This window comes from Halorubrum marinum (genome assembly GCF_048381195.1).
Classification (GTDB): domain Archaea; phylum Halobacteriota; class Halobacteria; order Halobacteriales; family Haloferacaceae; genus Halorubrum.
Window position 1 is genome coordinate 260,865 of record NZ_JBLWMM010000007.1, and the last position, 20,810, is coordinate 281,674.

A 20,810-nucleotide genomic window follows, 5' to 3' on the forward strand; every position below is an offset into this window, starting at 1 on the left:
CCACGGGAAAGTGTCTGTCGCGTGCTTCGCTACGCGTCCGCGCCCTCGTCGAGTCCGTCGGCCACGATCCGGAACGTTGCGGTGTCACCGGCGGGCTTCGACCGGTGTTTCTCCAAGGTCGCTCGACGGTTGCCGCCGCGGAACCGGTCGACGCGGAGGATGGCACCGGTCCAGTGGTTGAGGGTGTTGCCGCCGAGCGCTCGGTCGCGGTCGCTGTCGGGGTCGGTGAACACCTGGTTCGTGATCACGACGGCGAGATCGTGTCTGCGCGCCAGCGAGAGGAGATGCGTCACCTGCTTGGCGACCTTCCGCAGCGACTGTCCGCCCTCTGTGTCCCCGGCCCGCTCCAGCCGGTAGAAGCCGGTCGCGGAGTCCACCACGATCAGCTCGACCTCGCCCGCGAGCTCCTCGGCGTCGCGGACCGCCTCGCGCTGGTCGTCGAAGTCGTACGCCTCCGAGATCACTAGCCGCGAGGCGATCTCCTCGACGGTGTCGTCGGTGTCACCTCGGTCGACCCGTCCCGCCGCCATCTGCTCGAACCGGTCGATCGAGAGTCCCTCGGTGTCGATGTACAGCGCGCGGTCGCCCGCCGCCGCGACCTCGACCGCCGCGGCGAGCGCGAGGTTCGTCTTGCCAGCGGCCGGCGGTCCGTACACCTGCGTCACGACGCCGCGCTCGAACCCGCCGCCGAGCAGGTCGTCGACCGGTCCGCAGCCGGTCGGGATGGAATCGCTCACTGGAGAGGCTTCGCTCGCGTTCGTATTTAAACGGTCGCTTGTGTCGGAGGCGGGTCGGTCCGCGCCGCTCGTCACAGACCAGCTGTCGCTAGTCGGAGCGTGATAAGTGTGAAAGAACGGAGATGGGCGTCGGTCACGTCGATCGACGCCCGAGATCCGGTATTGCGTGCGGACGCAGTGTCCGCGGTAGAATCGTTAGTTACGCGTCAGGTTCGTCGCTCGGGGTCCCTTGGGGGACGACTCGATGTCGAATTCCACTTCTTGACCCTCCTCGAGGTCCGGGCCGCCGACGTCTTCCATGTGGAAGAACACGTCTTCGTCGTCGTCGAGGTCGCCGTCGTCAGTCGAGATGAAACCGTAGCCGCCAGTGTCGTTGAAGAAATCAACCTTACCGTTTGCCATTGCAACCAAACGTACCGCCCGTTTGGGGATAACCCTTGCGAGGGTCGTGGTACCACGACGGTTCCCGGTGGCGCGCCGCGACCGGTTCCGGCGACCGGACTGGCGTCTGACCAGCCAGTGACCGAACCGGCCGCTGGGCTCCTCGCGCCCGGTCGCGAAGTTCATTTATCTGCGAACGCGTAGTACGAGGCATACATATGGACCGCCGCACCTACCTCCGCTCGCTCGGCGCCGCGACCGGCGTCGCCGCCCTCACGGCGACAGCCGGCTGTCTCGACGGGATCGGGGGCTCCGGCGCTGAGGGAACGGTTCTCGGGCCGCCGGAGCAGGACCTGAGCGAGTCCTCACACCCCACGTACGGCGACGAGATGCCGAATTTCACCGTGCCCGACCCGATCGCCGGGGAAGAGATCTCGATCGGCGGCTTCGAGGGCGAGCGGGCCGTGCTGTGGACTTCCTTTTATACGAACTGCCCCGACGGCGTGTGTCCGGCGCTCATCCTCCGCCTTCGCCGTGCGCAGGCGGTCGCCGCCGAGGAGGGGTACGCGGACGAGGTCGCGTTCCTTCCGCTCACCTTCGACCCGGAGGTGGACACGGCGGACGTGCTCCGCGAGTACGCCGGGCAACAGGGTGTCGACCTCGACGCCGGAAACTGGCACTTCCTCCGCCCGGAGACGTACGAGGAGGGCCAGGAGCTGATGGACGAGCACTTCGGGCTCGTGATCGAGAAGCGAGACGCCGACGACTTCGAGAACCTCGAGTACCAGTTCCCGCACTTCGGGCTGATCCTGCTCGCGAACAAAGACGGGATCGTCGAGCGAGCGTATCCCCGCGGCCCGATGACGGATATCGAACGGATAGTCTCCGACCTCGAACGGGTGGTCACCGCATGAGGCGCCGCGACCTCCTCGCCGGAGTCGCCAGCGCGGGCGCGCTCGGTGGGGCGGCCGCGGTCGCGACGGGGAACCTCCCTGCCGTGCTTGACGGCGGCGACGGGTCTGAGTCGGTTGAGCCGCTGACGATCCGCACCATCGACGCACCCGGAAGCAGGGACGGCGAGGTGACTCTCCCGGCCCCGGGTGAGCCGACCTTCGTCGACTTCTTCGCCACTTGGTGTGACCCCTGCGTCGAACAGATGCCCGCGCTCGCCGAGGCCAACGAACGGATCGGTGATCGAGTGACGTTCGTTTCGGTAACGACCGAGGATGTCGGTGGCTCGGTCACGGAGCAAGAGGTACGGGACTGGTGGGCCGACAACGACGGCGACTGGCTCGTCGCGGCCGACGTCTCGGCCGAACTCGCCGCGCGATTTCCGATAGGCGGCTACCCGAGCGCACGTGCCATGGACGCCTCCGGGCGGGTCCGTTGGGCGACGTCCGGGACCCACACCGCCGACGAGTTCGTCGACGGCATCGAGCGGGCGCTTGGCGGTGACTAACGAACGATGACTGGTACTGCGCTCGCGACGAACGTCCCGTTCGCGCTCGCCGCGGGCGTGGCGACGTTCTTCTCGCCGTGCGCGTATCCCCTGTTGCCCGGCTACGTCGGCTTCTACGTGAACTCGGTCGACGCGGAGCGCGCCTCTGTGTCCGGGGCCGGGATCCGAGGAATCGCCGCCGGACTGGGCGTGCTCGCGACGTTCGCGGTCCTCGCGGGGGCGACGGTGCGGATCGGCCACTCGACGCTGTCGAACATCACCGTCTTCGAGACGCTCGTCGGCGGGCTACTCGTCGTCTTCGGGCTGCTCGTCGTCCTCGACTGGGCCCCGTCGCTGTCGCTGTCGCTCCCGAAGCGTCGGTCGAGCGTGTTCGGATTCGGGCTGTTCGGCGCGGGATACGCGCTCGCGGGCGCGGGCTGTGTCGCGCCCATCTTCCTCGCGGTCGTCGCCCGCGCACTGGCGCTTCCGACGGACGCCGCGGCGGTCGTTCTGGTCACCTACGCCGGCGTCGTCGCCGCGTTGATGACCGCGACGACCGTCGCGACGGGCGTCGGACTGGTCAGCAACGCGAATCGGGTAATGGCGCACGCCGGAACGCTGAAACGGGTCGCTGGCGCGGTGATGATCCTCGCCGGAGTCGGCCAGTTATACCTCTCGCTGGTGGTGTACTGATCGTGCCCGCACCTGATTTCGGCTTCGCCCCCGACGACGGTCCGACTCTGATCGCCCACCGCGGATTCGCCGGTGAGAATCCGGAGAACACGGTTGCAGCCATGGAGGCGGCCGCACGCACTGACTCCTCCCGATCGGGGACGAGATCCCGCCGCGCCGACGCCGTCGAGATAGACGTGCAGCCGACCGCCGACGGCGACGTGGTCGTCTTCCACGACGATCGGCTGGGCGGTGCGACCACTACGGGCGGATTCGTGGACCCGGACGCCGGGCTCACCGACGCGACGGGAGTCGTCTGGGAGACGGACACCGCCGCGGTCACGGACGCCGAAGTGCTCGACAGCGGCGAGACGGTGCCGCGCTTGTGCGACGTGCTGGACGCGGTTCCGTCCGATGTCGGCGTCAACGTCGAACTCAAGAACCCGGGACGAGGCGACCTTCGTCCCGGCGAGAAGCTCACCGAGGCGGCACTCGCGGAGCGCACCGCGGCGTGGCGGCCGTTCGTCGAGCGCGTTCTGTCTGTCACCGGGGAGCACGACCACGCGTTCCTCTTCTCGTCGTTCTGCGAGGGGGCGCTCGCGGCGGTCAGCGAGACCTCGGATCGGCCGGTCGCGCCGATCGGGTGGGAGTCGGTCGACGACGTCCTCGCAGTCGCCCGCCAACACGAGGCGGCGGCGGTCCACCCGCCGGTAGCGATGATTCGAGGTTCCCCGTTCTTCGACGCCGAGCGGTTCGGCGACGACGACCTGCTCGCTGCGGCCCACGACGCCGGACGCGACGTGAACGTCTGGACCGTCGCGACGTGGCATCAGGCGGCTCGGTTGGAAGCCGCCGGCGTCGACGGCGTCATCGCCGACTACTCGACGGTTCTGCGGCGATAACGAAACGCAGAGTCCCGGTACGAGACCCTACCGCGCCGCCAGCCACTCGGCGAAGTCGCCGGTGAGGAAGTCGACGTAATCGACGACGCCGAGGTACAGCGAGACGAGCACGACGATCACGATGGGGACGCGAACGATCCAGACCCACGCGTCGCCGAGCGTGCCGAGGCGACCGATCCCTTTCGAGAGCTCTTCGCGGGCGATATCGGGAACTACCCACCCCACGAACAGCGCGAGGAGGAGCGACCCCAACACCAGCAGGACCCCGTCCGCCAACTTGTCGAACAGGTCCAAGAATATCAGGTCGACGGTGACCGGAACGCCGAGCAGGAAGACGGCGACGCCGAGCGCCGCCGACGCCGGCACGCGGGCGACGCCGAACTCGTCTATCAGGTACGAGACGAGCACTTCGAGGATGCTGATCGCCGACGAGAGCGCGGCGATACCGACCATCCCGAAGAAGACGATCCCGAGTATTCGGCCGCCGGGAATCGTCGAGAACGCGGTGGTGAGACTCACGAATATCTCGCCGGCGCCCCCGGAGCCGGGCTCGATTCCGGCCGCGAAGAGGAACGGGAAGACGACGAAGCCGACGATGACGGCGATGAGCGTGTCGAGCGTGACGATCGCACCCGCGTCGGCAGCGAGGTTGCGGTCTTCACCGAGGTAGGAGGCGTAGGTGATCATCACGCCCATGCCGAGCGAGAGCGTGAAGAAGGCCTGCCCGGCCGCGGCCGGGAGGATGCTCCTCCAGTTCTCGGCGATAACGCCGAAGTCCGGCGAGAGGTAGTAGCTGTACGCCGCGCCCGACGCGTCGAGGGTGAGCCCGTAGGCGGCGAGCCCCAGAAGCAGGGCGATGATGGCCGGCACCATCAGCTTCACGCCGACCTCGATGCCGCTCCGGACGCCCGCGGCGATGATGACGATGACCAGCGCCATGAAGACGGCGTGGAAGAGGAGGGAGTCCAGTCCAGTCGAGACGGCACCGAACAGCGCTCCGGCCTCCTCGGGTCCGGCGAGCGCGTACCCCTCCGTGACTCCACGGAGCGTGTACCGGAGGAACCACCCGGCGACGACGCTGTAGTACGAGAGGATGACGAAGCCGGTGACGACGAACAGCCAGCCGAGGTAGTTCCACACCCCGCTTCCGAGCTCCCGTATCGCACCGACCGGGTTCAGGTTGGTGTATCGTCCGATCACGAACTCGACGAGAATCGCCGGGAAGCCGATCAGCGCGACGAACAGCAGGTAGACGAACAGGAACGCGGCGCCGCCTTCCTGTCCGGTGATGAACGGGAACCGCCAGATGTTCCCGAGCCCAACCGCGCTGCCGACCGCAGCGAGGATGAACCCTACCCGGGTCGCCCATGTCTCGCGTGCCATTGGTATCGGAGGAATTCCGGCATCGGCTATAAACGTGTCTCTCCGCCTCCGAAACTGATAATAAATGTTCCTGATCGTTTGTTCACACAGCGACGCGTCGGTCCGGGACCGTGAATTTAATAGCCGGAGGGTCACCTCACGGGATATGGAACGCGTAGACGTCGCGATCGTCGGCGGCGGCCCCGCCGGGTCGTCGGCAGCGCACGCGGCCGCGACGGACGGCGCCGACGCTGTGGTCCTCGAAAAGGGCGTCCCGCGCGCGGACCGCGACCGACTCGGGCCCGACTCGACGGACGCCGCGGGCATCCTCGACTACTGGGTCGACATCATGGGGATCCACCCCGACGAGTTCGACGACGGGGTCGTTCAGCGGGAGCTGAATCGCGCGGAGTTCCGTGGCCCCGAGGCGGCTGCAACGCTCACGTCGACCGGAATCGAGTCCTCGTACGACAAATTCGGGTACACCTTCCACCGCGCTCGCTTCGACGACTGGCTTCGCGATCGCGCCGAGGACGCCGGTGCCGAGTACCGCGTGGGCGAATCCGTCCGCGGCATCGACACGGATCTCTCGGTCGACTCTGGCGCGACCGACCCCGACGCGGACGATTCCGACGCGGACGGTCCCCGACACGTGCTTAATCTCGCCTCCGGAGAGACCATCGGAGCCGACTTCGTCGTCCTCGCTGACGGTCCGCAGCGCACCGTCACGAACCGCGTGCTCGACGAGTACCTGCCCGCTGACGCCTCCGCCTCCGAGCGGCTCGCCTCGCGGACGGCCAATCACATCGCCTATCAAGAGTATCGGCGCGTCCCCGAGGCGGTGTACGAGGAGGTGAACGACGCGCTCGTCTTCTGGTGGGGCGTGATGCCCGGCGAGACCGCTTACCCGTGGATCTTCCCGAACAACGACCGCGTCTGTCGCATCGGGCTGACGATGCCGATCGGGCTCGACATCGACGAGTTCGACCGGGACGCGTACGCCCTCCTCGACGCGGACGACGAGTCGATCCCGCGGGGCGGCGAGTACGTCCGTCGGCTGTTGGAGTGGCAGTACGGCGACGAGTACGACATCGAGACGGATTTCCCCATCGTGGAGGACGCGGGCAAGCGAAACGGGACGGAGACGTATCCGATCTCCTCTACACGTCCAATCGACTCCCCCACCGACGCCGGTATCGCGGTCGTCGGCGGCGCGATGGGAACGACATCGGCGTTTCACGAGGGCGGCGATCACGTCGCGGTCCGCACGGGCGCGATCGCCGGGGAGCTCGCCGCCACAGGCGATCTGGCGCCGTACAACCGTCGCTGGAAGGAAGCGATCGGCGACGAGATCGTCCGCAACGTGACGATGGCGGACATGGTCGGGGACTACGACCCGGACGACTGGAACCGGATCATCGGCGCGGCCGACGCGATGCTCGCGGCGGAGACGAGCGACGGACTGCTCTCGCAGCCGTACCGCTCCGGCTGGGAGTCCGCGAAGCTCCTGCTCGGCTACAAGTGGAACAAGCGACGCGTCAAGAAGGGATACGTCGGCATCGACGAGAGCGAGTACGTCTACTGAGCCGTCGGTTTTCCCGCCCTATCGCTTCCGAGCGACTTACCGGATGACCGGCGCCGTCAGTTCGCGAGCCTCAGTCGAGACGTCGCCCACGTCGACCGGCTCGACCTCGTGAGTCGGCCACTGGCCGGTCTTCGTGAGCGTCTCGGTACGGTCCGGAGCGACGAGGTGCGTGTCCTCGCTTTTCGTGCCTCGCACGGTGGGGTTCCACGCGTAGCCCATCGGCCACCGGACCGGCTCGTCGCTCTCCGGCGCGGCGATCCACTCGCGACCGGCGAACCCGGCGGCACCGCCCTGATGGTGATGCCGCCACTCGTCCGTGAACCCCGCAGTCGCGTACGCCTCGCGAATCGCGTCGAACACGTCGCCAGCGGTGTCCGGGCCAGCGGCGCCCGTTAGCTCACCCGCAGCCGCCGCCTCCGTCGCGGCGAGCGCGGTGGCCTCGACGCGGGCGGCCGCGCGGTGTCGCTCTTCCAGCCAGTCGGGGGCGTCGAAGGCTACCGTTCGAGTGAGAGAGGCATAGAGTCCGGCGCGCTCGGCGGTGACGGAGACGAGGGCGTAGTCGCCGAGTCGCGCGTCGCTCGGGACGTAGTGGCGGTACTTCTGCGCCCGCTCGGCGCCGCCGACGAGCACTACCGGGGTGTCGACGCCGCGGGAGGCGAGCGAGATGTCGATCCCCGCGGCGACCTCGTACTCGGGGTCGTCGGGTTCGAGGTTGCGGCAGACCGTCTCGACCGCGGCGGCGGCCTCACGCCCGAGTTCGCGGTATCGTTCGACATCGTCTGCGGTGAGCGGTTGGCGCAGTTGGCTCCCGTCGACGCGCTCGAAGCCGGGAACATCGAAGTCGGCGGCGGCGGGCGCGGGTGAGCGCTCCGCGACCGCGTCGGCGAGCGAGTCGGTGTACCACGGGAAGGACTCGACGTCGACCCGGTCCGGAAGCGCTTCGTCGGCGAGACGGTCGGCTTCGATATTGTCCGTGATCACCCGGACATCGCCGTCGTAGCCGACCGCGGCAACTCCCAGCTCCGCGTCAGCGTCGACGACGTTGTCGCCGCCGGTGAGCCACGCGAACCCGTTCGGCTTGGCGAACCAGACGGCTTCGAGCCCGCAGTCGTCGAGATACTCGTCCAAGCGAGCGGTGCGGGCGGAGAGGTCGACCATGTCGACCGGTGGCCGCTCCGGGACTAAAAGGGGTCGAAAGACGCGTCGCACTCGGCTTGTTTCGGAGCCGTTCCGGGGTCCGACCCGTTCTGGGATCCGACCCGTTCCGGGGTCCGTTTCATCGTGTCGACAGGCGCGAGGATTTGGGCGACGGGACCGCGACACGATTCTCGTTTCGAAAGGTTCAATTGTATCCCCGGAATACGACAAAATGCGTCAGAAAGCCCACTCGGGTTGGTAGTCTAGTCCGGTTATGACACCTCCTTGACATGGAGGAGGCCGGCAGTTCAAATCTGCCCCAACCCACTTCTACTTTCGTTCTGATCCGTTAGAGGCCGGCATCCGCGTCGAGCAGCGCGAGGCGTCGGCTACTCAACACAACAGTGTTCCGTTCGGTTCGGTCTGTCCGCCGTAACCGACCTACGAGTGGACGATCGGTCGGCGACGTGTTTTTATACGTCCGGTGAGGCAGGTACGCCAACACGATGCCACGCGAACAGTACCAGACGAAACTGGAGGATCTCCGCGACGACGTGCTCTACATGAGCGAACTCGTCGCGGAGCGCCTCCGCATGGGCCTCGATGCCTTGGAGCGACAGGACAGCGAGTTGGGCGATGCGGTCATCACCGGCGACGCCGAGATCAACGATCTCTACCTCGAACTCGAAGGACGGTGTACGGACCTCATCGCGCTTCAGCAGCCGGTCGCGGGCGACCTGCGATTCATCGCGGCCTCGTTTAAGATCATCACCGATCTCGAACGCATCGCGGACCTCGCGACGAATCTCGGCGAATACGCGAAGCAAGCGACGCAGGAGGTGTTCCCCGACGTCGATGTCCAGCGAATCGGCGACGACACGCTCGCGATGCTCGATCAGGCGATGGACGCGTACGCGGAGTCCGACCCGGACAAGTGCTTCGCGGTCGCCGAAGCGGACGACGAGGTTGACGCGGCCTGCGAAGCGGCCAGCGACCTCGTCGTGCGTGACCTCATCGAGCGCGACGAGCTCCGCGAGGACGCCGACATCGAATCGACGATGCAGAACGTCTCACGGTTGCTGTTGACGATTCGCGACCTCGAGCGCGTCGGCGACCACGCGGTCAACATCGCGGCGCGGTCGCTGTATATGATCGAGAACGACGACGAACTGCTGTACTGACGGGACGCAGGCGGGCAATCGCTCGATACGGGTGGCCTTCTGCGTCGCGGCTGTGTCGCCGTGCGGCCGTCCCGCCGCGTCGCCGCTGTCCCGACGCCTACATATCCCGCCACGGTGAGTGACCGTCATGAGCACGTACACAACGGAGATCGACGTGCGGTTCCGCGACATCGACGCGATGGGTCACGTCAACAACGCCGTGTACGCCACCTACGTCGAGCAGGCCCGATCGGAGTACTATCGCGACGTCCTCGACGCGGACCTCGCGCGCGTGTCGACGGTGTTGGCGTCGCTGTCACTCGACTTCCGTCGCCCGGTCGAATTGACCGACGGAACCGTCACCGCGACTGTCGACGTCGACGCAGTCGGCCGTTCCAGCGTCTCGATGTCCCACGAGATCCGAGTGGGAGCGGGCGGGACCGATGCCGACGAATCCGGCGAGACCGCGGGCGACGAAACGACCGTCGCGGAGGCGACGGCGACGCTGGTGACCATCGACCCCGACTCCGGCGAGCCCCGTCCCGTCCCGGAGGCGTTCCGAACGGCGATAACGGAGTTCCACGAGCTGTAGTTATCGACGACACCCCCCAACTGTAACCCGAGACACCTACATTCTTGCCGCCGCGGGCCGATCAGTCGGGTATGTCTATTCGACTGTACGCCCTCGACGGGTGTCCGTGGTGTGAGAACGTGTCCGACGCGCTCGACGAGGTCGGCGTGGCGTACGAGACCGAGTGGGTCGACGCGCTCCACTCCGACCGCAACGAAGTGAAACGAGTCAGCGGCCAGCGCGGCGTCCCGGTGCTCGTCGACGAGGACCGCGGCGTGACGATGGCCGAGAGCGCGAACATTCTGGAGTACGTCGAACGGAGTCTCGCGTGACGATCTACACCGGACGCGGCGACGAGGGGAACACCGATCTCCGCGACATGAGTCGCGTGTCGAAGTCGAGCCCGCGGATCGAGGCGTACGGGACCGTCGACGAGGCGAACGCGCTAATCGGAACGGTTCGCCCGACGGGCCACGACGACCTCGACGAGCTGTTGGAGACGGTACAGAATCACCTGCACGTGGTGCAGGCGGACCTCGCGAACCCCGATCCGGACCCGGACGACCCGAGCGTCGACCCGAGCCACGTCGAGGTTCTCGAAGACCGAATCGACGAGTTCGACGGCGAACTGGAGCCGCTGCAGTCGTTTATTCTCCCCGGCGGCGGCGAGTCCGGGGCGCGCCTCCACCACGCCCGGACGGTGACCCGGCGCGCCGAGCGGCGGGTCGTGGAACTCACCCGGTCAGAGCCGATCAACAAGGCCGTCGTCACCTACCTCAATCGGCTCTCGGATCTGTTGTTCACCCTGGGTCGGGTAGCGAACGCCCGGGACGGCGAGCCGGAGGAGTCGCCGACGTACTGAGTCGCCCGTGCCACGTTTCCGGTGTTCTCGTCCGACCGCTGCGCCGAGCGCTCGATTCTGTCGCGTGAATACAGCCACAAAGAATATATTCGTCCTTCACTAAAGGACAGATATGAGTAAACACTTCGAAGATGCGCGGTACTACCTCGGTCGCGCGGCAGAACACGCGAAGGCGGGCGTTAAAGAGGAGCTGGAGCCGCTGGAGGCTCGCGTCAAAGCGCTCGTCGGTGCCGACGAGGACGAGGAGCCGGAGCCCTCGCGGTTGGACAAGCTCCAGGCCGATCTGAAAGCCCTGGAAGAGCGCGCCGAGGGTGAGGCTCGCGAAGCGGTCGCCTCGGCCCGTGAGCGCGTGAAAGCGTACCGCGGCCACGACGCCGCCGAACAGTAAGAGACGGTCTCACTCGGTCGGTGGCGACTCGTCTCCGTTCGTCGAGGCGAACTCCGTTCCCGCGGACAGTCGCTCGGCGGCAGGAACCACGACGTATTCGATCCCCTCGCGTTCGAACAGCGCACGGGCGCGTTCGACACCCATCTCGGCGTTAACTTCATTCGCCCGGTAGTGCCGAATCGGGTGACGGATCCACGACGGCTCCCAGTGGGCGTACACGTCGGTCGTCGTACGATCTGCGCCAACGAACAGTCCGAGGTGGAGCTGGTCGTCGCTCGCGAGCGCGCCGTCGGGGTAGCGGACCCAGCTCGCGGCGGTGGCTTCCGAAAGTGAGTCGCACGCGCGAAATTTCAACGAGGAGACGAGGTTGCGAACGAACCCGAGCCGGTGGAGTCGCGCCTCGACGTGCGGATACGGCTCCTGGAGCGTGAACGCGTACTGATCGTCAGGTGTCTCGCGCTCCGCGTAGAGTCCGAGCGCTGACAACGGGAGATGGAGTACGCTTGCAGCGTGTTGGCGAAGGCGTTCGAGGAACCCGAGCGCGTGGGTCATGGGGAGTCTGTTGGTTCGGTCAGTGCATCAATCCTCCCCACAAAGTAACTCTTAAGTCCCGAGGTCAGGTACCTCGATACGAGCGGGTTGGTGGTCTAGCCAGGTTATGACGGCTCCTTCACACGGAGCAGGTCGGCGGTTCGAATCCGCCCCAACCCATTCACGATTCTTACTACTGGACCAATCATTCAATAGGGTTCAGCAGATCTGTTAGAATGCTTAACAGGCGATATGTTTTGACCTAACTGCGCTCAATACAGTGGAAGCAGGTAGCGAATTACCAGTGGCGTGGACCATCTGAGACTTGGAAGAAATCACTCTCGGCGCTGTACGAGGCCGAAGTGGATGAGTAACCCTACTATTCCCAGGAACCCCAAGACAATACCACGAAGCCGTGGATTCGGTAATTCTCGCGTCTTCGAATCAGCGTATACATAGTATCCGACGATGGGCCAGAAGACGAGCAAGTAGAGACCCATACGGATGAGCAGTCCGCTGTACGCGGTTAGCAAACTCATCAACTATTCACCGACGTTTCCCGGGAGACCATATATTGGTCGTCGTTTTACGGCGAGAAAGAAGTTCCGCGTAGTAGATTTCAAAGTCCGTGAGCGATGCGCGCTTTTCAGCGGCTGGCTCTTTCATACTGGAAAGCGTCAACCAGAAAGGATTCCAGCAGAGCCGACCAGATAGAGGTGCAAGCCTGTACTTGAGAGGGGCCGCACTCTCCACAGTTGCTCTGAAAATAGACCCGTGACAACACGGTATCGTGTCGGCGGACGCGATATCACCGAACAGCCACCCTAACGGAAACGAGAATCGGAATACAAATAGCCGAATAGTTATAACAGAATAGATATCCAAATGACAGAGAATACCAGTTCCAAACGAGTTCCAAGTCAACCGGTTGTTGTTCAAGAGGACACCCATCAGAACGAGATTCCAGAGAATATCGACTCAGAGCTGTATTCGGCAGATAGCCCAACCAACTCGTTCCACGAATTCAAAATCGAGCCCGATGATGCGCTTGTCGAAGCACTTCGCAACAACGGCTACACGGTGGAATTCAGAGATCGGTGACAGACAGGGTACATTATCCGGTGACGAGCTATCTCAGACGGTGCTCTCTCTCGGCATCCACCAGACACGTCTCGACGAGTTCCCCGTCCGAGGCGCCCCACCGTGTCGCCGTTATATACGGTTTCGCTGCCGCTGCACTGCGCCACCAACTCCCGTGATCGATGCTAGGGCCGTACTGACCGAAACCGGGCCGAAGCGTGTCCTCCTCTGAGGGTTACACCAAAGCCGCTAGCGAATACCTCCGACGGCAGAAAGACGCAGCTGCGTTTTCGCGTCGTTACTCGTCGACCGTGACGCGCTCGATCTCGACGGTGTCGCGCGGCTCGTCACGGCGGTCGGTCGGCACGGAGCCGATCTCCTCGACGACGTCCATCCCGTCGATTACCTGCCCGAAGACGGCGTGTTTGCCGTCGAGGTGCGGGGTCGCGTCGAGCGTGACGAAGAACTGCGAGCCGTTCGTGTTCGGACCGGAGTTCGCCATCGAGAGGATTCCCGGGCCGTCGTGGGTGAGGTCGTCGTGGAACTCGTCGTCAAACTGATAGCCGGGGCCGCCGCGACCGTTCTGCTGCGGGTCGCCGCCCTGGATCATGAAGCCCTCGATGACGCGGTGGAAGACGTTACCCTCGTACAGGGAGTCGCCGCGCACCTCGTCCGTTTCGGGGTCCGCCCACGTGGTCGTGTCGCGCGCGGGGTCGGCGTCCGCCGCGGGGTCGTGTCGGGCCAGTCCGAGGAAGTTCTCGACCGTCTTCGGTGCGCGGTCGGCGAACAGTTCGACGACGACATCGCCGTGGTTCGTGTGGAGCGTCACCTGCGGGTTGTCGGGATTGGAAACGTCTCGTGACATACCGAGAAGAAGGAGCCCCCGTCGGAAAACCCTACCCATCCGGGAACGTCGGCCGTGTCAGCCGCGGACGCCGACCGGTCGGTATGAGTTCCACGTGACCCTCACCGTCGCCGCGACCGTCGTCGGCGTCACGGTGGGGCCGCTGTTCGCGTTCCTCCGCGTGCCGATCCCCGCGCCGCCGGAGCTGCCCGGTGTGATGGCGGTCCTCGGCATCTGTCTCGGATCTAAAGCGGTCGGACACGCGGATCTCGGGGTCGACCCGCTCGATCCGCTCGGTCTGTAGCACCGCAACCGATCAGTCCTGCCTGTCGCGCCCGTATCACAGCCGTCACGGCCGGTACCGTTTTCCACCCGGGGAGAGCACTCTCACGCATGTACGACGCCATTCTCCTCCCCGTCGCGCCGGGCAGCAGCGCGAACGACGCGATCCCGCACGCGAAGAGCCTCGCCGAGCGGTACGGCGCCACGGTGTACGTCGTGTCCGCGATCGACACCATGTCACAGATGCTCCGTGGCCCGCAAGCGGGGGCGTTCGCCGAGCGAGTCGAATCGGCGGCAGAGAGGCGCGTCGAAGACGTGACCACCGAACTCGAGGCCGCTGGAATCGAGGTCGTGGGCAACGTCGTTCGGGGCGAGCCGCTCGACGTGATCCGGAACGCGATCGAGGACGTCGGCGCCGACATCGTCGTGATGCCGAGCCACACCCGGACCGGGCTTCGGCGGGTGCTCCTCGGGAGCGTCACGGAGAAGATCGTTCGCGTCTCGCCGGTGCCGGTGGTCACCGTGCCGATGGCCGACCGTGAGACGGCCGATGATCGGACCGGTGATCGGAGTGATGACCGCGACGACGACCGAAGCGACAGCGAGGCGTGACCCCCGTTTCCGACGCGACAGCAACCGGACAGGCGCGAACCCGCGCGTATCGGGTCGCGTACGACGGCCGCGAGTACGCGGGCTTTCAGCGTCAGCCGCACGCCGAGACCGTCGAAGGGACGCTCCTCCGGGCCCTCGCGGCCCACGGACTGCTCGACCGCGGTGACGGACCGACCCACGCGACGCCCCCCGGCTACGCCGCCGCCGGACGAACCGATGCCGGCGTCTCCGCGGTCGCACAGACGGTCGCGTTCGAGGCGCCGGAGTGGCTCACCCCCCGAGCGTTTAACGGACAGCTCCCCGGATCGATCCGCGTGTGGGCCGCTGCGGACGTCCGGGACGGCTTTCACGCGACACACGACGCGACTCGTCGCACGTACCGGTACCACCTGTACGCACCGGGGGGCGGTGCCGCGGACGGCGTGGCGGACCGGGGCTACGCCGTCGACGACGATCGCGTTCGGGCCGCGCTCACTCGGTTCTCCGGTGAACACGACTTCCACAACCTGACGAGCGACGAGACGGGAACCGTCCGCGATCTGACCGCGACGGCGACCCGCGAGGGTGACCTCCTCGTCGTCGAGATCGCGGCCGACGGCTTTCCGCGCGCGCTCGTTCGACGACTCGTCGCTGCGGCCCGAGCCGTCGGCCGCGGCACGACCGACGTCGAACGGATCGAGCGGCTCCTCGCCCCGGAGCCGATCTCGGGCCAATTCGGCGTCGGTCCGGCACCGTCCGCACCGCTGGTGTTGTGGGACGTCGAGTACGACGGGGTGTCGTTCGGCGTCGACACGGAGGCGGCCGCAAGCGCTCGCGAGGCGTTCGGTGAGCGGCACCGCGACGCCCGCCTCGCCGCGGCGGTAACCGGCGCGATTCGAGACCGCATCGCCGATAGCGAGGCGAACCGTGAGCCTCCTTGACGCTCGTGAACTCGCTGCCTGCAGAGCGATCGACGGGTCGAATCCCTCCTCTTGTCGAGAGCGGATCTCACTCCCGATCGTCTCGCGTGATTATGGACCGTATAGCATTGTGACCGCAGTCGGTTGGAGGTTCATATGCGAAACGAGCGCGTGCTTGTCACGGGTGGTGCTGGATTCATCGGGTCGAACCTCGCGAACACGCTGGCGACGGACAACGAGGTGATCGCCGTCGACAACGGCTATCTCGGAACGGAAGCGAACCTCGCCGACGAGGTCCGCTACGAGAACTGCGACGTCCTCGACGACGACCTCCCGACCGACGTCGACGTCGTGTTTCACCTCGCCGCGCTGTCCTCGTACGCGATGCACGAAGACGATCCGGTGGGCGGTGCAGCGGTCAACGTCGACGGCTTCGTGAACGTCGTCGAACAGGCGCGTCAGGACGGCTGTGACACCGTTGTCTACGCGTCGACGTCGTCGATCTACGGCAGCCAGACGGAACCGAGTCCGGAGGATATGCCGGTCTCCGTGAACACCGGGTACGAGGCCTCGAAGCTCTCACGGGAGCGGTACGCCGAATACTTCTCCAACCACTACGACATGTCGATGGCCGGAATGCGGTTCTTTTCCGTGTACCAGGGATACGGCGGTGCCGAGGGGCACAAAGGGGAGTACGCGAACGTGATCGCCCAATTCGCGGACGACGTCGCACACGACCGAGCGCCGGAGCTGTACGGCGACGGAACGCAGACGCGCGATTTCACCCACGTCGACGACATCGTCCGCGGGCTGGTCGACGCCGCGACACACGAGCTCGATGGCGTGTACAATCTGGGAACCGGAGACGCGTACTCGTTCAACACGGTCGTGAGCCAGATCAACGACGTGTTGGGGACGGACGTGGAGCCCGAGTACGTCGAGAACCCGATTCCCGAGGAAGTGTACGTCGAGCACACCTGCGCGGACTGCTCGAAGATACGCGAGGCGACGGGGTGGGAGCCCGAAATAGACTTCGAGGAGGGGATCCGGCGGGTATGCTCTCCCTACCTGACGTCGACGGCGTCGAATAACTGACCGTTGGTTCGCGGCGAGTTCATGATACTTCTTGTCATGACACTACATACGTAGTGCCGCCTCAGTTGACATGCCATACACGTCGACACAAGCGGGATGCCCTAACGACCGTTGGGTATAATTGGGCACATGACACTGGATACGGCTGACAACCTCTGCTGGGACATCATCGAGGCTGTCGCGGACGAACGAGGTACCGAGCCGGAACGGATCGACGAGCGGCTCTACGACGTAATTGACGTGGAGTCACTGGCACACCTCGTCGATCAGGCACACCGTACCGACTCGATGGATCTCTCGGTATCCTTCCGGATCGCCGAGTGCTTCGTCACCGTGACCGGTGATCAGACCGTACGGGCGAGTACACCGAACTGACTCGCGACCGGGGATCGACCCGTACGAAGACCGCCCTCGAAAAGCTCGCGACCGGGAACGAGATCGGCAATTAGATTCGCCGGGTGGAGAATCCGGCGTCGCGCCACCGCTGGAGCTGTAGTATTCCTTTCGTATCGACCACGTTCGGTGTCGACATCCGATCGCGGAGCGTGCGCGGATCGAGTTCGGCGAACTCGTCGTGATCAGTCGTGATTACGACGGCGTCTGCGTCTGTCGTCGCCGTTTCGAGGTCCACCAACTCGATCGAAGCGGCCCCGGTATCTGTCAGTTCGATCGAGGCGTCGTCGACGTGCGGGTCGTGGACGGCGACGATGGGCCCGTTCGGGCTCCCGCCGTCGGTTGCGGGCGGTGGGACCTCCGAGCCGCGCCGTAGCTCCCTTGCGAACGCCACGCCCGGGCTCTTTCTCGTGTCGTCGACGTTCCCTTTGTACGCGGCTCCGAGCACGGCGATTTTGGTTCCGTCGAGATCGCCGACGAGGTCACGGACGAGGTCGACGACGAACTCGCTCATGCCGTCGTTGACCTTTCTGGCGGTCGGGATCAAGTCCATCGAGTCGGACCCCACGCCGAGGAACCACGGATCTATCGGCAGACAGTGCCCGCCGACGCCGGGACCGGGGCTGAGCAGGTCGACCCGCGGGTGTCCGTTAGCGAGGTCGATCGCTTCTCGGGTGTCGATGTCGTAATCGTGTGCGATCCGCGCCGTCTCGTTTGCCAGGGCGATGTTCACGTCGCGGAAGGTGTTCTGTATGAGCTTGACGAACTCCGCGGTCGTCGGGTCCTGCGTCGTTCGGATCGCGGCGGCGACGAAGGAGTCGTACAGCTCGACGGCCGCCGCGGTCGAGTCCGGACCGATACCGCCGACGATGCGGTCGTTCTCGCGCAGCTCGACGAGAATGTTTCCGGGAAGGACCGTCTCGGGACAGTGCGCGAGGCCGAAGTCGACCCCGGCCTCGAGTCCCGACGCTTCGAGGGCGGGTCGGACGTGCGTCTCCGTCGTTCCCGGGGGGACCGTCGACTCCAAGATCACGGTATCGCCCTCACGGAGGAGGGGCGCAATCGCCTCCGCCGACGCGTTGACGTACTCGAGTCCCGGTCGGCGCGTTTCCTCATCGAACGGCGTCGGAACGCAGATGATGTGGTACTGCGCTTCCGGGATCTCGTCCGTAGCGGTCAACCGCCCCGACTCGACTGCCCGTTCGAGGAGTTCGTCGAGCCCCGGTTCGTCGATCCGAACGTCCGCGTTTCGGACGCGGTCACGCACCCCTTGGTCGGTGTCGTAGCCGAACACCTCGTGTCCGTTGTCCGCGAGCACCGCGGCCGTCGGCAGCCCGATGTATCCCAACCCGTGGACGCAGACCGTGCTCATCGGATCACCTCTTCGGTCTCTACGCTCACCGGAAGCGCACGGAGGATCTGCACCGCAGCGTCGCCGTCCCCGTACGGGTTCTCCCACCCGCCGTCCGCGTTGAGCATCTCGGTCACCGCACGACGGATGCGGTCAGAGTCACAGGAACTGAGCCTGTTTGCCCCCACGTCTGTCGTTTCGGGTCGTTCGGTGTTGTCTCGCATCGTCACGCACGGCACGCCGAGGACGCACGCCTCCTCTTGGACGCCGCCTGAGTCGGTGAGGACGGCCGCCGAAGCCGACAGCAGCCGAACGAAATCGAGGTAGTCTTGCGGTTCGATCGTCCGAACCGGCGCTGGAACGTCGATCTCGAACTCCTTCAGCCGTTCCCGAGCGCGCGGATGAATCGGATACACGACGTCCAGTCCGTGTTCCTGCCCCGCCCGGGCGGCACCGTCCAGAAGCGCGCGGAACCGATCGGGGTCGTCGACGTTCTCCTGTCTGTGTGCGGTCATGAGGAGGTACTGACCCGCCGTGAGGCCGTGGTCGTCGAGCACGGTGGTCTTTCGGCGTGCGACGGTACGGTTCCGTTCGAGGGCGTCGACAACCGTGTTTCCGGTCACGGTAATCCGGAGCTCCGAGATGCCTTCGCGGACGAGGTACCACTTGCTCTTCTCGGTCGGTGCAAAGAGGTAATCGGCGATGTGATCGACTATCACGCGGTTCGTTTCTTCGGGCATCGATCGGTCGAAGCTCCTGAGGCCCGCTTCGACGTGCGCGAGTTTCGGGTCCATCTTGCTTGCAGCGAGGCCGCCTGCGAGCGCGCTGTTCGTGTCCCCCTGTACGATCACGACGTCGGGGTCGAGGTCCTCGACGACCCGTTCGATACCGCCCAGCATCTCGCCGGTCTGCTCGCCGTGTGGGCCGGAGCCGACACCGAGGTTGACGTCGGGTTCGGCCAGCTCGAGCTGGTCGAAGAACACACCGTCGAGATTATCTGAGTAGTGCTGTCCGGTGTGTATCACCGCGTACTCCACGCCGTGCTGCTCGCACGCACGAATCACGGGCGCGAGCTTGATTATCTCGGGTCTGGTCCCGAGAACGAAGGCGATATCGGTCATCGGCGATCGACCTCCGTCCGATCGGTAGCGGTTCCACCGTCGTGAACCACTCCGATGTCTCGGTGGTCGGCGACGTCCCGCTCGTAGCCGCCCGAATCGGAATCGAGATCACCGATATGATGGACCAGTCCCTCGTTGTCGAGGACGTCGAGCCAGGTGCCGAAAAGCACCAAGAGAAGCCCGAGGAGGGCGACGGTCGTCGACGCCATGCCGCCGAGGAATGTATCGACGCCGGCGCTCCAGACGGAGTACACCCCAGTTGTGGTGCCCGCGACCAGCACGACGGCTCCGAGCGCGTAACAGACCGCGATCGGGTGGAACTGGCGGACGACATAGAGTCGAACGATCCGCTCGATGAAGCTCCGTGCGAGGAGTCCGGACAGGCGGGGGATAAACGACGAGTAGCGGATAGTGCTCTGTTCGTCGCCGTACCGCGCCGGGTGGGCGACGTCGGCTATCGGCTGCCGGTTGACGTTGAGTGCGAACAGGACGTGGTTGAGAAAGCCGTAGTGGTCGTAGAGGCGGTCGAACCGGATCGTACGAAGCCCCTCGGCGGAAATCGCCGTGAACCCGTTCTGCGGGTCGGACAGCTCCCAGTACCCGCTCGCAATTCGCGTCAACATCGTCAAGAGGACGTTTCCGAACAGCCGCCAACGCGACATGGTCGCGTAGTCGCGACTGGACGTGAGTCGGTTGCCCTTCGCGTACGTTACCCGCCCGGCCGCGACCGGCTTGATAATCTGTTCGAGGTGCCCGGGGTCCATTTGACCGTCCCCGTCCATGACGGCGACGACGTCCATCCCGTCTTCGAGCGCGCGAGCGTACCCGGTCTTGACCGCTCCGCCCGCGCCGCGGTTCCGCTCGTGCCTGATGGGGACGACGTGTGCTGGATATTCCGTTCCGTCCGATCCATTCCGGGCCGCAGCTCGGCCGTTTTGTCGACTCGCCGCCTCCCGGATGGCGCCCCACGTCTCGTCTGTCGACGCATCGTCGACCGCGTAGATCCGGTCGACGTAGGTGGGGATCGTTTCGATCACCTCGCCAACGTGTTTGGCCTCGTTGTACGCTGGGATGACGACACCGACGGTCTTCCCGTCGTACATCGTCAGCGACACCCTCCGTCCGTGTCTAAGCCGACTCTAGAACGAGACCATCGAGACCGTCGGGTCCGTTTCGTTCGGCGTGGTCTGGTTGTCATATCGGATCCTCCGTGTTGCGTTCCCCAGTCCGAATCCGCGGACGGATCGGCCAGAGGGACATACCGGAATACCCGACAGACACGGCTTTTGTTATACACTGCCTCACCGGGTCCGGGACCGCCTTCGCCGAACGCGCTGATGCTCACTCCCCGCCCCTGCGGGCGAATATCGCTGACTCAGTGGAAGACAGAGAGGGTTCCGGTCTGCG

General features: G+C 65.5%; 25 protein-coding genes and 2 tRNA genes. 18 read left to right on the forward strand and 9 right to left on the reverse strand.

What is annotated here, in order from left to right; genetic code table 11:
• Positions 1-29: 29 nt before the first annotated feature.
• Positions 30-737 (reverse strand): DNA repair and recombination protein RadB, encoded by a 708-nt coding sequence (gene radB / locus ACNSN4_RS14870; protein ID WP_418286626.1) that lies wholly within the window; start codon positions 735-737, stop codon positions 30-32.
• A 195-nt stretch (positions 738-932) separates the two neighbouring features.
• Positions 933-1,139 (reverse strand): cold-shock protein, encoded by a 207-nt coding sequence (locus ACNSN4_RS14875; RefSeq protein ID WP_004046191.1) that lies wholly within the window; start codon positions 1,137-1,139, stop codon positions 933-935.
• A gap of 197 nt (positions 1,140-1,336) precedes the next feature.
• Here ACNSN4_RS14875 and ACNSN4_RS14880 point away from each other — a divergent pair, with 197 nt between their 5' ends.
• Genes ACNSN4_RS14880 through ACNSN4_RS14895 form a run of 4 tightly spaced genes read left to right on the forward strand, consistent with a single transcriptional unit; the run spans position 1,337 to position 4,130 of the window.
• Positions 1,337-2,032 (forward strand): SCO family protein, encoded by a 696-nt coding sequence (locus ACNSN4_RS14880; RefSeq protein WP_418286627.1) that lies wholly within the window; start codon positions 1,337-1,339, stop codon positions 2,030-2,032.
• Positions 2,029-2,577 (forward strand): TlpA family protein disulfide reductase, encoded by a 549-nt coding sequence (locus ACNSN4_RS14885; protein ID WP_418286628.1) that lies wholly within the window; start codon positions 2,029-2,031, stop codon positions 2,575-2,577. The genes ACNSN4_RS14880 and ACNSN4_RS14885 overlap by 4 nt, the downstream gene beginning before the upstream one ends.
• Positions 2,578-2,583: 6 nt before the next feature.
• A complete protein-coding gene (locus tag ACNSN4_RS14890) occupies positions 2,584-3,249 on the forward strand; it encodes a cytochrome c biogenesis protein CcdA (RefSeq protein ID WP_418286629.1) in 666 nt (221 codons plus the stop codon).
• Between the two features lie 2 nt (positions 3,250-3,251).
• Positions 3,252-4,130, forward strand: a complete 879-nt coding sequence (locus tag ACNSN4_RS14895) for a glycerophosphodiester phosphodiesterase (protein WP_418286630.1) — start codon at positions 3,252-3,254, stop codon at positions 4,128-4,130.
• Between the two features lie 27 nt (positions 4,131-4,157).
• Here the strand turns inward: ACNSN4_RS14895 and ACNSN4_RS14900 are convergent, their stop codons facing one another.
• On the reverse strand, positions 4,158-5,513 hold the full coding sequence (locus ACNSN4_RS14900; RefSeq protein WP_418286631.1) for a sodium-dependent transporter: 1,356 nt from the start codon (positions 5,511-5,513) through the stop codon (positions 4,158-4,160).
• Between the two features lie 145 nt (positions 5,514-5,658).
• On the opposite strand from ACNSN4_RS14900, the gene ACNSN4_RS14905 reads away from it, so the two are divergent.
• A complete protein-coding gene (locus tag ACNSN4_RS14905) occupies positions 5,659-7,077 on the forward strand; it encodes an NAD(P)/FAD-dependent oxidoreductase (protein WP_418286632.1) in 1,419 nt (472 codons plus the stop codon).
• A 36-nt stretch (positions 7,078-7,113) separates the two neighbouring features.
• On the opposite strand, the gene ACNSN4_RS14910 is transcribed toward ACNSN4_RS14905, so the two are convergent.
• Positions 7,114-8,235 carry a M24 family metallopeptidase gene (locus ACNSN4_RS14910; protein ID WP_418286633.1) on the reverse strand — a complete coding sequence of 374 codons (1,122 nt, stop codon included), beginning with the start codon at positions 8,233-8,235 and terminating at the stop codon, positions 7,114-7,116.
• A gap of 231 nt (positions 8,236-8,466) precedes the next feature.
• Between ACNSN4_RS14910 and ACNSN4_RS14915 the strand changes: the two genes are divergently transcribed.
• The 6 genes from ACNSN4_RS14915 to ACNSN4_RS14940 all read left to right on the forward strand — a co-directional run bounded on the left by ACNSN4_RS14915 (position 8,467) and on the right by ACNSN4_RS14940 (position 11,195).
• Positions 8,467-8,541 (forward strand) — tRNA-Val (locus ACNSN4_RS14915).
• A 179-nt stretch (positions 8,542-8,720) separates the two neighbouring features.
• Positions 8,721-9,395, forward strand: coding sequence for a phosphate signaling complex protein PhoU (phoU, locus tag ACNSN4_RS14920; protein WP_418286634.1), 675 nt, complete (start codon positions 8,721-8,723; stop codon positions 9,393-9,395).
• 127 nt (positions 9,396-9,522) lie between these two features.
• Positions 9,523-9,966: an acyl-CoA thioesterase gene (locus tag ACNSN4_RS14925; protein ID WP_418286635.1), complete on the forward strand. Its 444-nt coding sequence runs from the start codon at positions 9,523-9,525 to the stop codon at positions 9,964-9,966.
• A 71-nt stretch (positions 9,967-10,037) separates the two neighbouring features.
• On the forward strand, positions 10,038-10,277 hold the full coding sequence (locus tag ACNSN4_RS14930; RefSeq protein ID WP_418286636.1) for a glutaredoxin family protein: 240 nt from the start codon (positions 10,038-10,040) through the stop codon (positions 10,275-10,277).
• Positions 10,274-10,807: a cob(I)yrinic acid a,c-diamide adenosyltransferase gene (locus ACNSN4_RS14935; protein ID WP_418286637.1), complete on the forward strand. Its 534-nt coding sequence runs from the start codon at positions 10,274-10,276 to the stop codon at positions 10,805-10,807. The genes ACNSN4_RS14930 and ACNSN4_RS14935 overlap by 4 nt, the downstream gene beginning before the upstream one ends.
• Positions 10,808-10,919: 112 nt before the next feature.
• Positions 10,920-11,195 carry a DUF7553 family protein gene (locus ACNSN4_RS14940; RefSeq protein ID WP_418286638.1) on the forward strand — a complete coding sequence of 92 codons (276 nt, stop codon included), beginning with the start codon at positions 10,920-10,922 and terminating at the stop codon, positions 11,193-11,195.
• Between the two features lie 9 nt (positions 11,196-11,204).
• Here the strand turns inward: ACNSN4_RS14940 and ACNSN4_RS14945 are convergent, their stop codons facing one another.
• The gene (locus tag ACNSN4_RS14945) at positions 11,205-11,747 is read right to left on the reverse strand and encodes a hypothetical protein (RefSeq protein WP_418286639.1); all 543 of its coding nucleotides are present in this window, start codon (positions 11,745-11,747) and stop codon (positions 11,205-11,207) included.
• 84 nt (positions 11,748-11,831) lie between these two features.
• Here ACNSN4_RS14945 and ACNSN4_RS14950 point away from each other — a divergent pair.
• Both ACNSN4_RS14950 and ACNSN4_RS14955 read left to right on the forward strand, forming a co-directional pair.
• A tRNA-Val gene (locus ACNSN4_RS14950) sits at positions 11,832-11,906 on the forward strand.
• Between the two features lie 705 nt (positions 11,907-12,611).
• Positions 12,612-12,827, forward strand: coding sequence for a hypothetical protein (locus ACNSN4_RS14955; RefSeq protein ID WP_418286640.1), 216 nt, complete (start codon positions 12,612-12,614; stop codon positions 12,825-12,827).
• Positions 12,828-13,104: 277 nt separating this feature from the next.
• On the opposite strand, the gene ACNSN4_RS14960 is transcribed toward ACNSN4_RS14955, so the two are convergent.
• A complete protein-coding gene (locus ACNSN4_RS14960) occupies positions 13,105-13,671 on the reverse strand; it encodes a peptidylprolyl isomerase (RefSeq protein WP_418286641.1) in 567 nt (188 codons plus the stop codon).
• 94 nt (positions 13,672-13,765) lie between these two features.
• Here ACNSN4_RS14960 and ACNSN4_RS14965 point away from each other — a divergent pair, with 94 nt between their 5' ends.
• The 5 genes from ACNSN4_RS14965 (at position 13,766) to ACNSN4_RS14985 (ending at position 16,913) form a co-directional block, all read left to right on the forward strand.
• Positions 13,766-13,954, forward strand: coding sequence for a XapX domain-containing protein (locus ACNSN4_RS14965; protein WP_418286642.1), 189 nt, complete (start codon positions 13,766-13,768; stop codon positions 13,952-13,954).
• Positions 13,955-14,043: 89 nt separating this feature from the next.
• Positions 14,044-14,544 carry a universal stress protein gene (locus tag ACNSN4_RS14970; RefSeq protein ID WP_418286643.1) on the forward strand — a complete coding sequence of 167 codons (501 nt, stop codon included), beginning with the start codon at positions 14,044-14,046 and terminating at the stop codon, positions 14,542-14,544.
• On the forward strand, positions 14,541-15,464 hold the full coding sequence (gene truA, locus ACNSN4_RS14975; RefSeq protein WP_418286644.1) for a tRNA pseudouridine(38-40) synthase TruA: 924 nt from the start codon (positions 14,541-14,543) through the stop codon (positions 15,462-15,464). Before ACNSN4_RS14970 ends, truA begins: the two co-directional genes overlap by 4 nt.
• Before the next feature lie 135 nt (positions 15,465-15,599).
• A complete protein-coding gene (locus ACNSN4_RS14980; RefSeq protein WP_418286645.1) occupies positions 15,600-16,538 on the forward strand; it encodes an NAD-dependent epimerase/dehydratase family protein in 939 nt (312 codons plus the stop codon).
• A 129-nt stretch (positions 16,539-16,667) separates the two neighbouring features.
• Entirely contained in the window at positions 16,668-16,913 is a 246-nt protein-coding gene (locus ACNSN4_RS14985; protein WP_418286646.1) for a HalOD1 output domain-containing protein, read from the forward strand.
• A gap of 70 nt (positions 16,914-16,983) precedes the next feature.
• Here the strand turns inward: ACNSN4_RS14985 and ACNSN4_RS14990 are convergent, their stop codons facing one another.
• Genes ACNSN4_RS14990 through ACNSN4_RS15000 form a run of 3 tightly spaced genes read right to left on the reverse strand, consistent with a single transcriptional unit; the run spans position 16,984 to position 20,506 of the window.
• Positions 16,984-18,303 (reverse strand): nucleotide sugar dehydrogenase, encoded by a 1,320-nt coding sequence (locus ACNSN4_RS14990; RefSeq protein ID WP_418286647.1) that lies wholly within the window; start codon positions 18,301-18,303, stop codon positions 16,984-16,986.
• Positions 18,300-19,403 carry a non-hydrolyzing UDP-N-acetylglucosamine 2-epimerase gene (gene wecB, locus ACNSN4_RS14995; protein ID WP_418286648.1) on the reverse strand — a complete coding sequence of 368 codons (1,104 nt, stop codon included), beginning with the start codon at positions 19,401-19,403 and terminating at the stop codon, positions 18,300-18,302. Before wecB ends, ACNSN4_RS14990 begins: the two co-directional genes overlap by 4 nt.
• Complete coding sequence (locus ACNSN4_RS15000; RefSeq protein WP_418286649.1) at positions 19,400-20,506, reverse strand: glycosyltransferase family 2 protein; 1,107 nt, start codon at positions 20,504-20,506, stop codon at positions 19,400-19,402. The genes wecB and ACNSN4_RS15000 overlap by 4 nt, the downstream gene beginning before the upstream one ends.
• Positions 20,507-20,810: the final 304 nt, after the last annotated feature.

Excerpts from the sequence above, each read along its gene's own strand:
- ACNSN4_RS14875 (WP_004046191.1), bottom strand. The coding sequence starts at position 1,139 with ATGGCAAACGGTAAGGTTGATTTCTTCAACGACACTGGCGGCTACGGT.
- ACNSN4_RS14880 (WP_418286627.1), top strand. The coding sequence starts at position 1,337 with ATGGACCGCCGCACCTACCTCCGCTCGCTCGGCGCCGCGACCGGCGTC.
- ACNSN4_RS14885 (WP_418286628.1), top strand. The coding sequence starts at position 2,029 with ATGAGGCGCCGCGACCTCCTCGCCGGAGTCGCCAGCGCGGGCGCGCTC.
- ACNSN4_RS14890 (WP_418286629.1), top strand. The coding sequence starts at position 2,584 with ATGACTGGTACTGCGCTCGCGACGAACGTCCCGTTCGCGCTCGCCGCG.
- ACNSN4_RS14900 (WP_418286631.1), bottom strand. The coding sequence starts at position 5,513 with ATGGCACGCGAGACATGGGCGACCCGGGTAGGGTTCATCCTCGCTGCG.
- ACNSN4_RS14905 (WP_418286632.1), top strand. The coding sequence starts at position 5,659 with ATGGAACGCGTAGACGTCGCGATCGTCGGCGGCGGCCCCGCCGGGTCG.
- ACNSN4_RS14910 (WP_418286633.1), bottom strand. The coding sequence starts at position 8,235 with ATGGTCGACCTCTCCGCCCGCACCGCTCGCTTGGACGAGTATCTCGAC.
- phoU (WP_418286634.1), top strand. The coding sequence starts at position 8,721 with ATGCCACGCGAACAGTACCAGACGAAACTGGAGGATCTCCGCGACGAC.
- ACNSN4_RS14925 (WP_418286635.1), top strand. The coding sequence starts at position 9,523 with ATGAGCACGTACACAACGGAGATCGACGTGCGGTTCCGCGACATCGAC.
- ACNSN4_RS14930 (WP_418286636.1), top strand. The coding sequence starts at position 10,038 with ATGTCTATTCGACTGTACGCCCTCGACGGGTGTCCGTGGTGTGAGAAC.
- ACNSN4_RS14940 (WP_418286638.1), top strand. The coding sequence starts at position 10,920 with ATGAGTAAACACTTCGAAGATGCGCGGTACTACCTCGGTCGCGCGGCA.
- ACNSN4_RS14945 (WP_418286639.1), bottom strand. The coding sequence starts at position 11,747 with ATGACCCACGCGCTCGGGTTCCTCGAACGCCTTCGCCAACACGCTGCA.
- ACNSN4_RS14955 (WP_418286640.1), top strand. The coding sequence starts at position 12,612 with ATGACAGAGAATACCAGTTCCAAACGAGTTCCAAGTCAACCGGTTGTT.
- ACNSN4_RS14960 (WP_418286641.1), bottom strand. The coding sequence starts at position 13,671 with ATGTCACGAGACGTTTCCAATCCCGACAACCCGCAGGTGACGCTCCAC.
- ACNSN4_RS14970 (WP_418286643.1), top strand. The coding sequence starts at position 14,044 with ATGTACGACGCCATTCTCCTCCCCGTCGCGCCGGGCAGCAGCGCGAAC.
- ACNSN4_RS14980 (WP_418286645.1), top strand. The coding sequence starts at position 15,600 with ATGCGAAACGAGCGCGTGCTTGTCACGGGTGGTGCTGGATTCATCGGG.
- ACNSN4_RS14985 (WP_418286646.1), top strand. The coding sequence starts at position 16,668 with ATGACACTGGATACGGCTGACAACCTCTGCTGGGACATCATCGAGGCT.
- ACNSN4_RS14990 (WP_418286647.1), bottom strand. The coding sequence starts at position 18,303 with ATGAGCACGGTCTGCGTCCACGGGTTGGGATACATCGGGCTGCCGACG.
- wecB (WP_418286648.1), bottom strand. The coding sequence starts at position 19,403 with ATGACCGATATCGCCTTCGTTCTCGGGACCAGACCCGAGATAATCAAG.
- ACNSN4_RS15000 (WP_418286649.1), bottom strand. The coding sequence starts at position 20,506 with ATGTACGACGGGAAGACCGTCGGTGTCGTCATCCCAGCGTACAACGAG.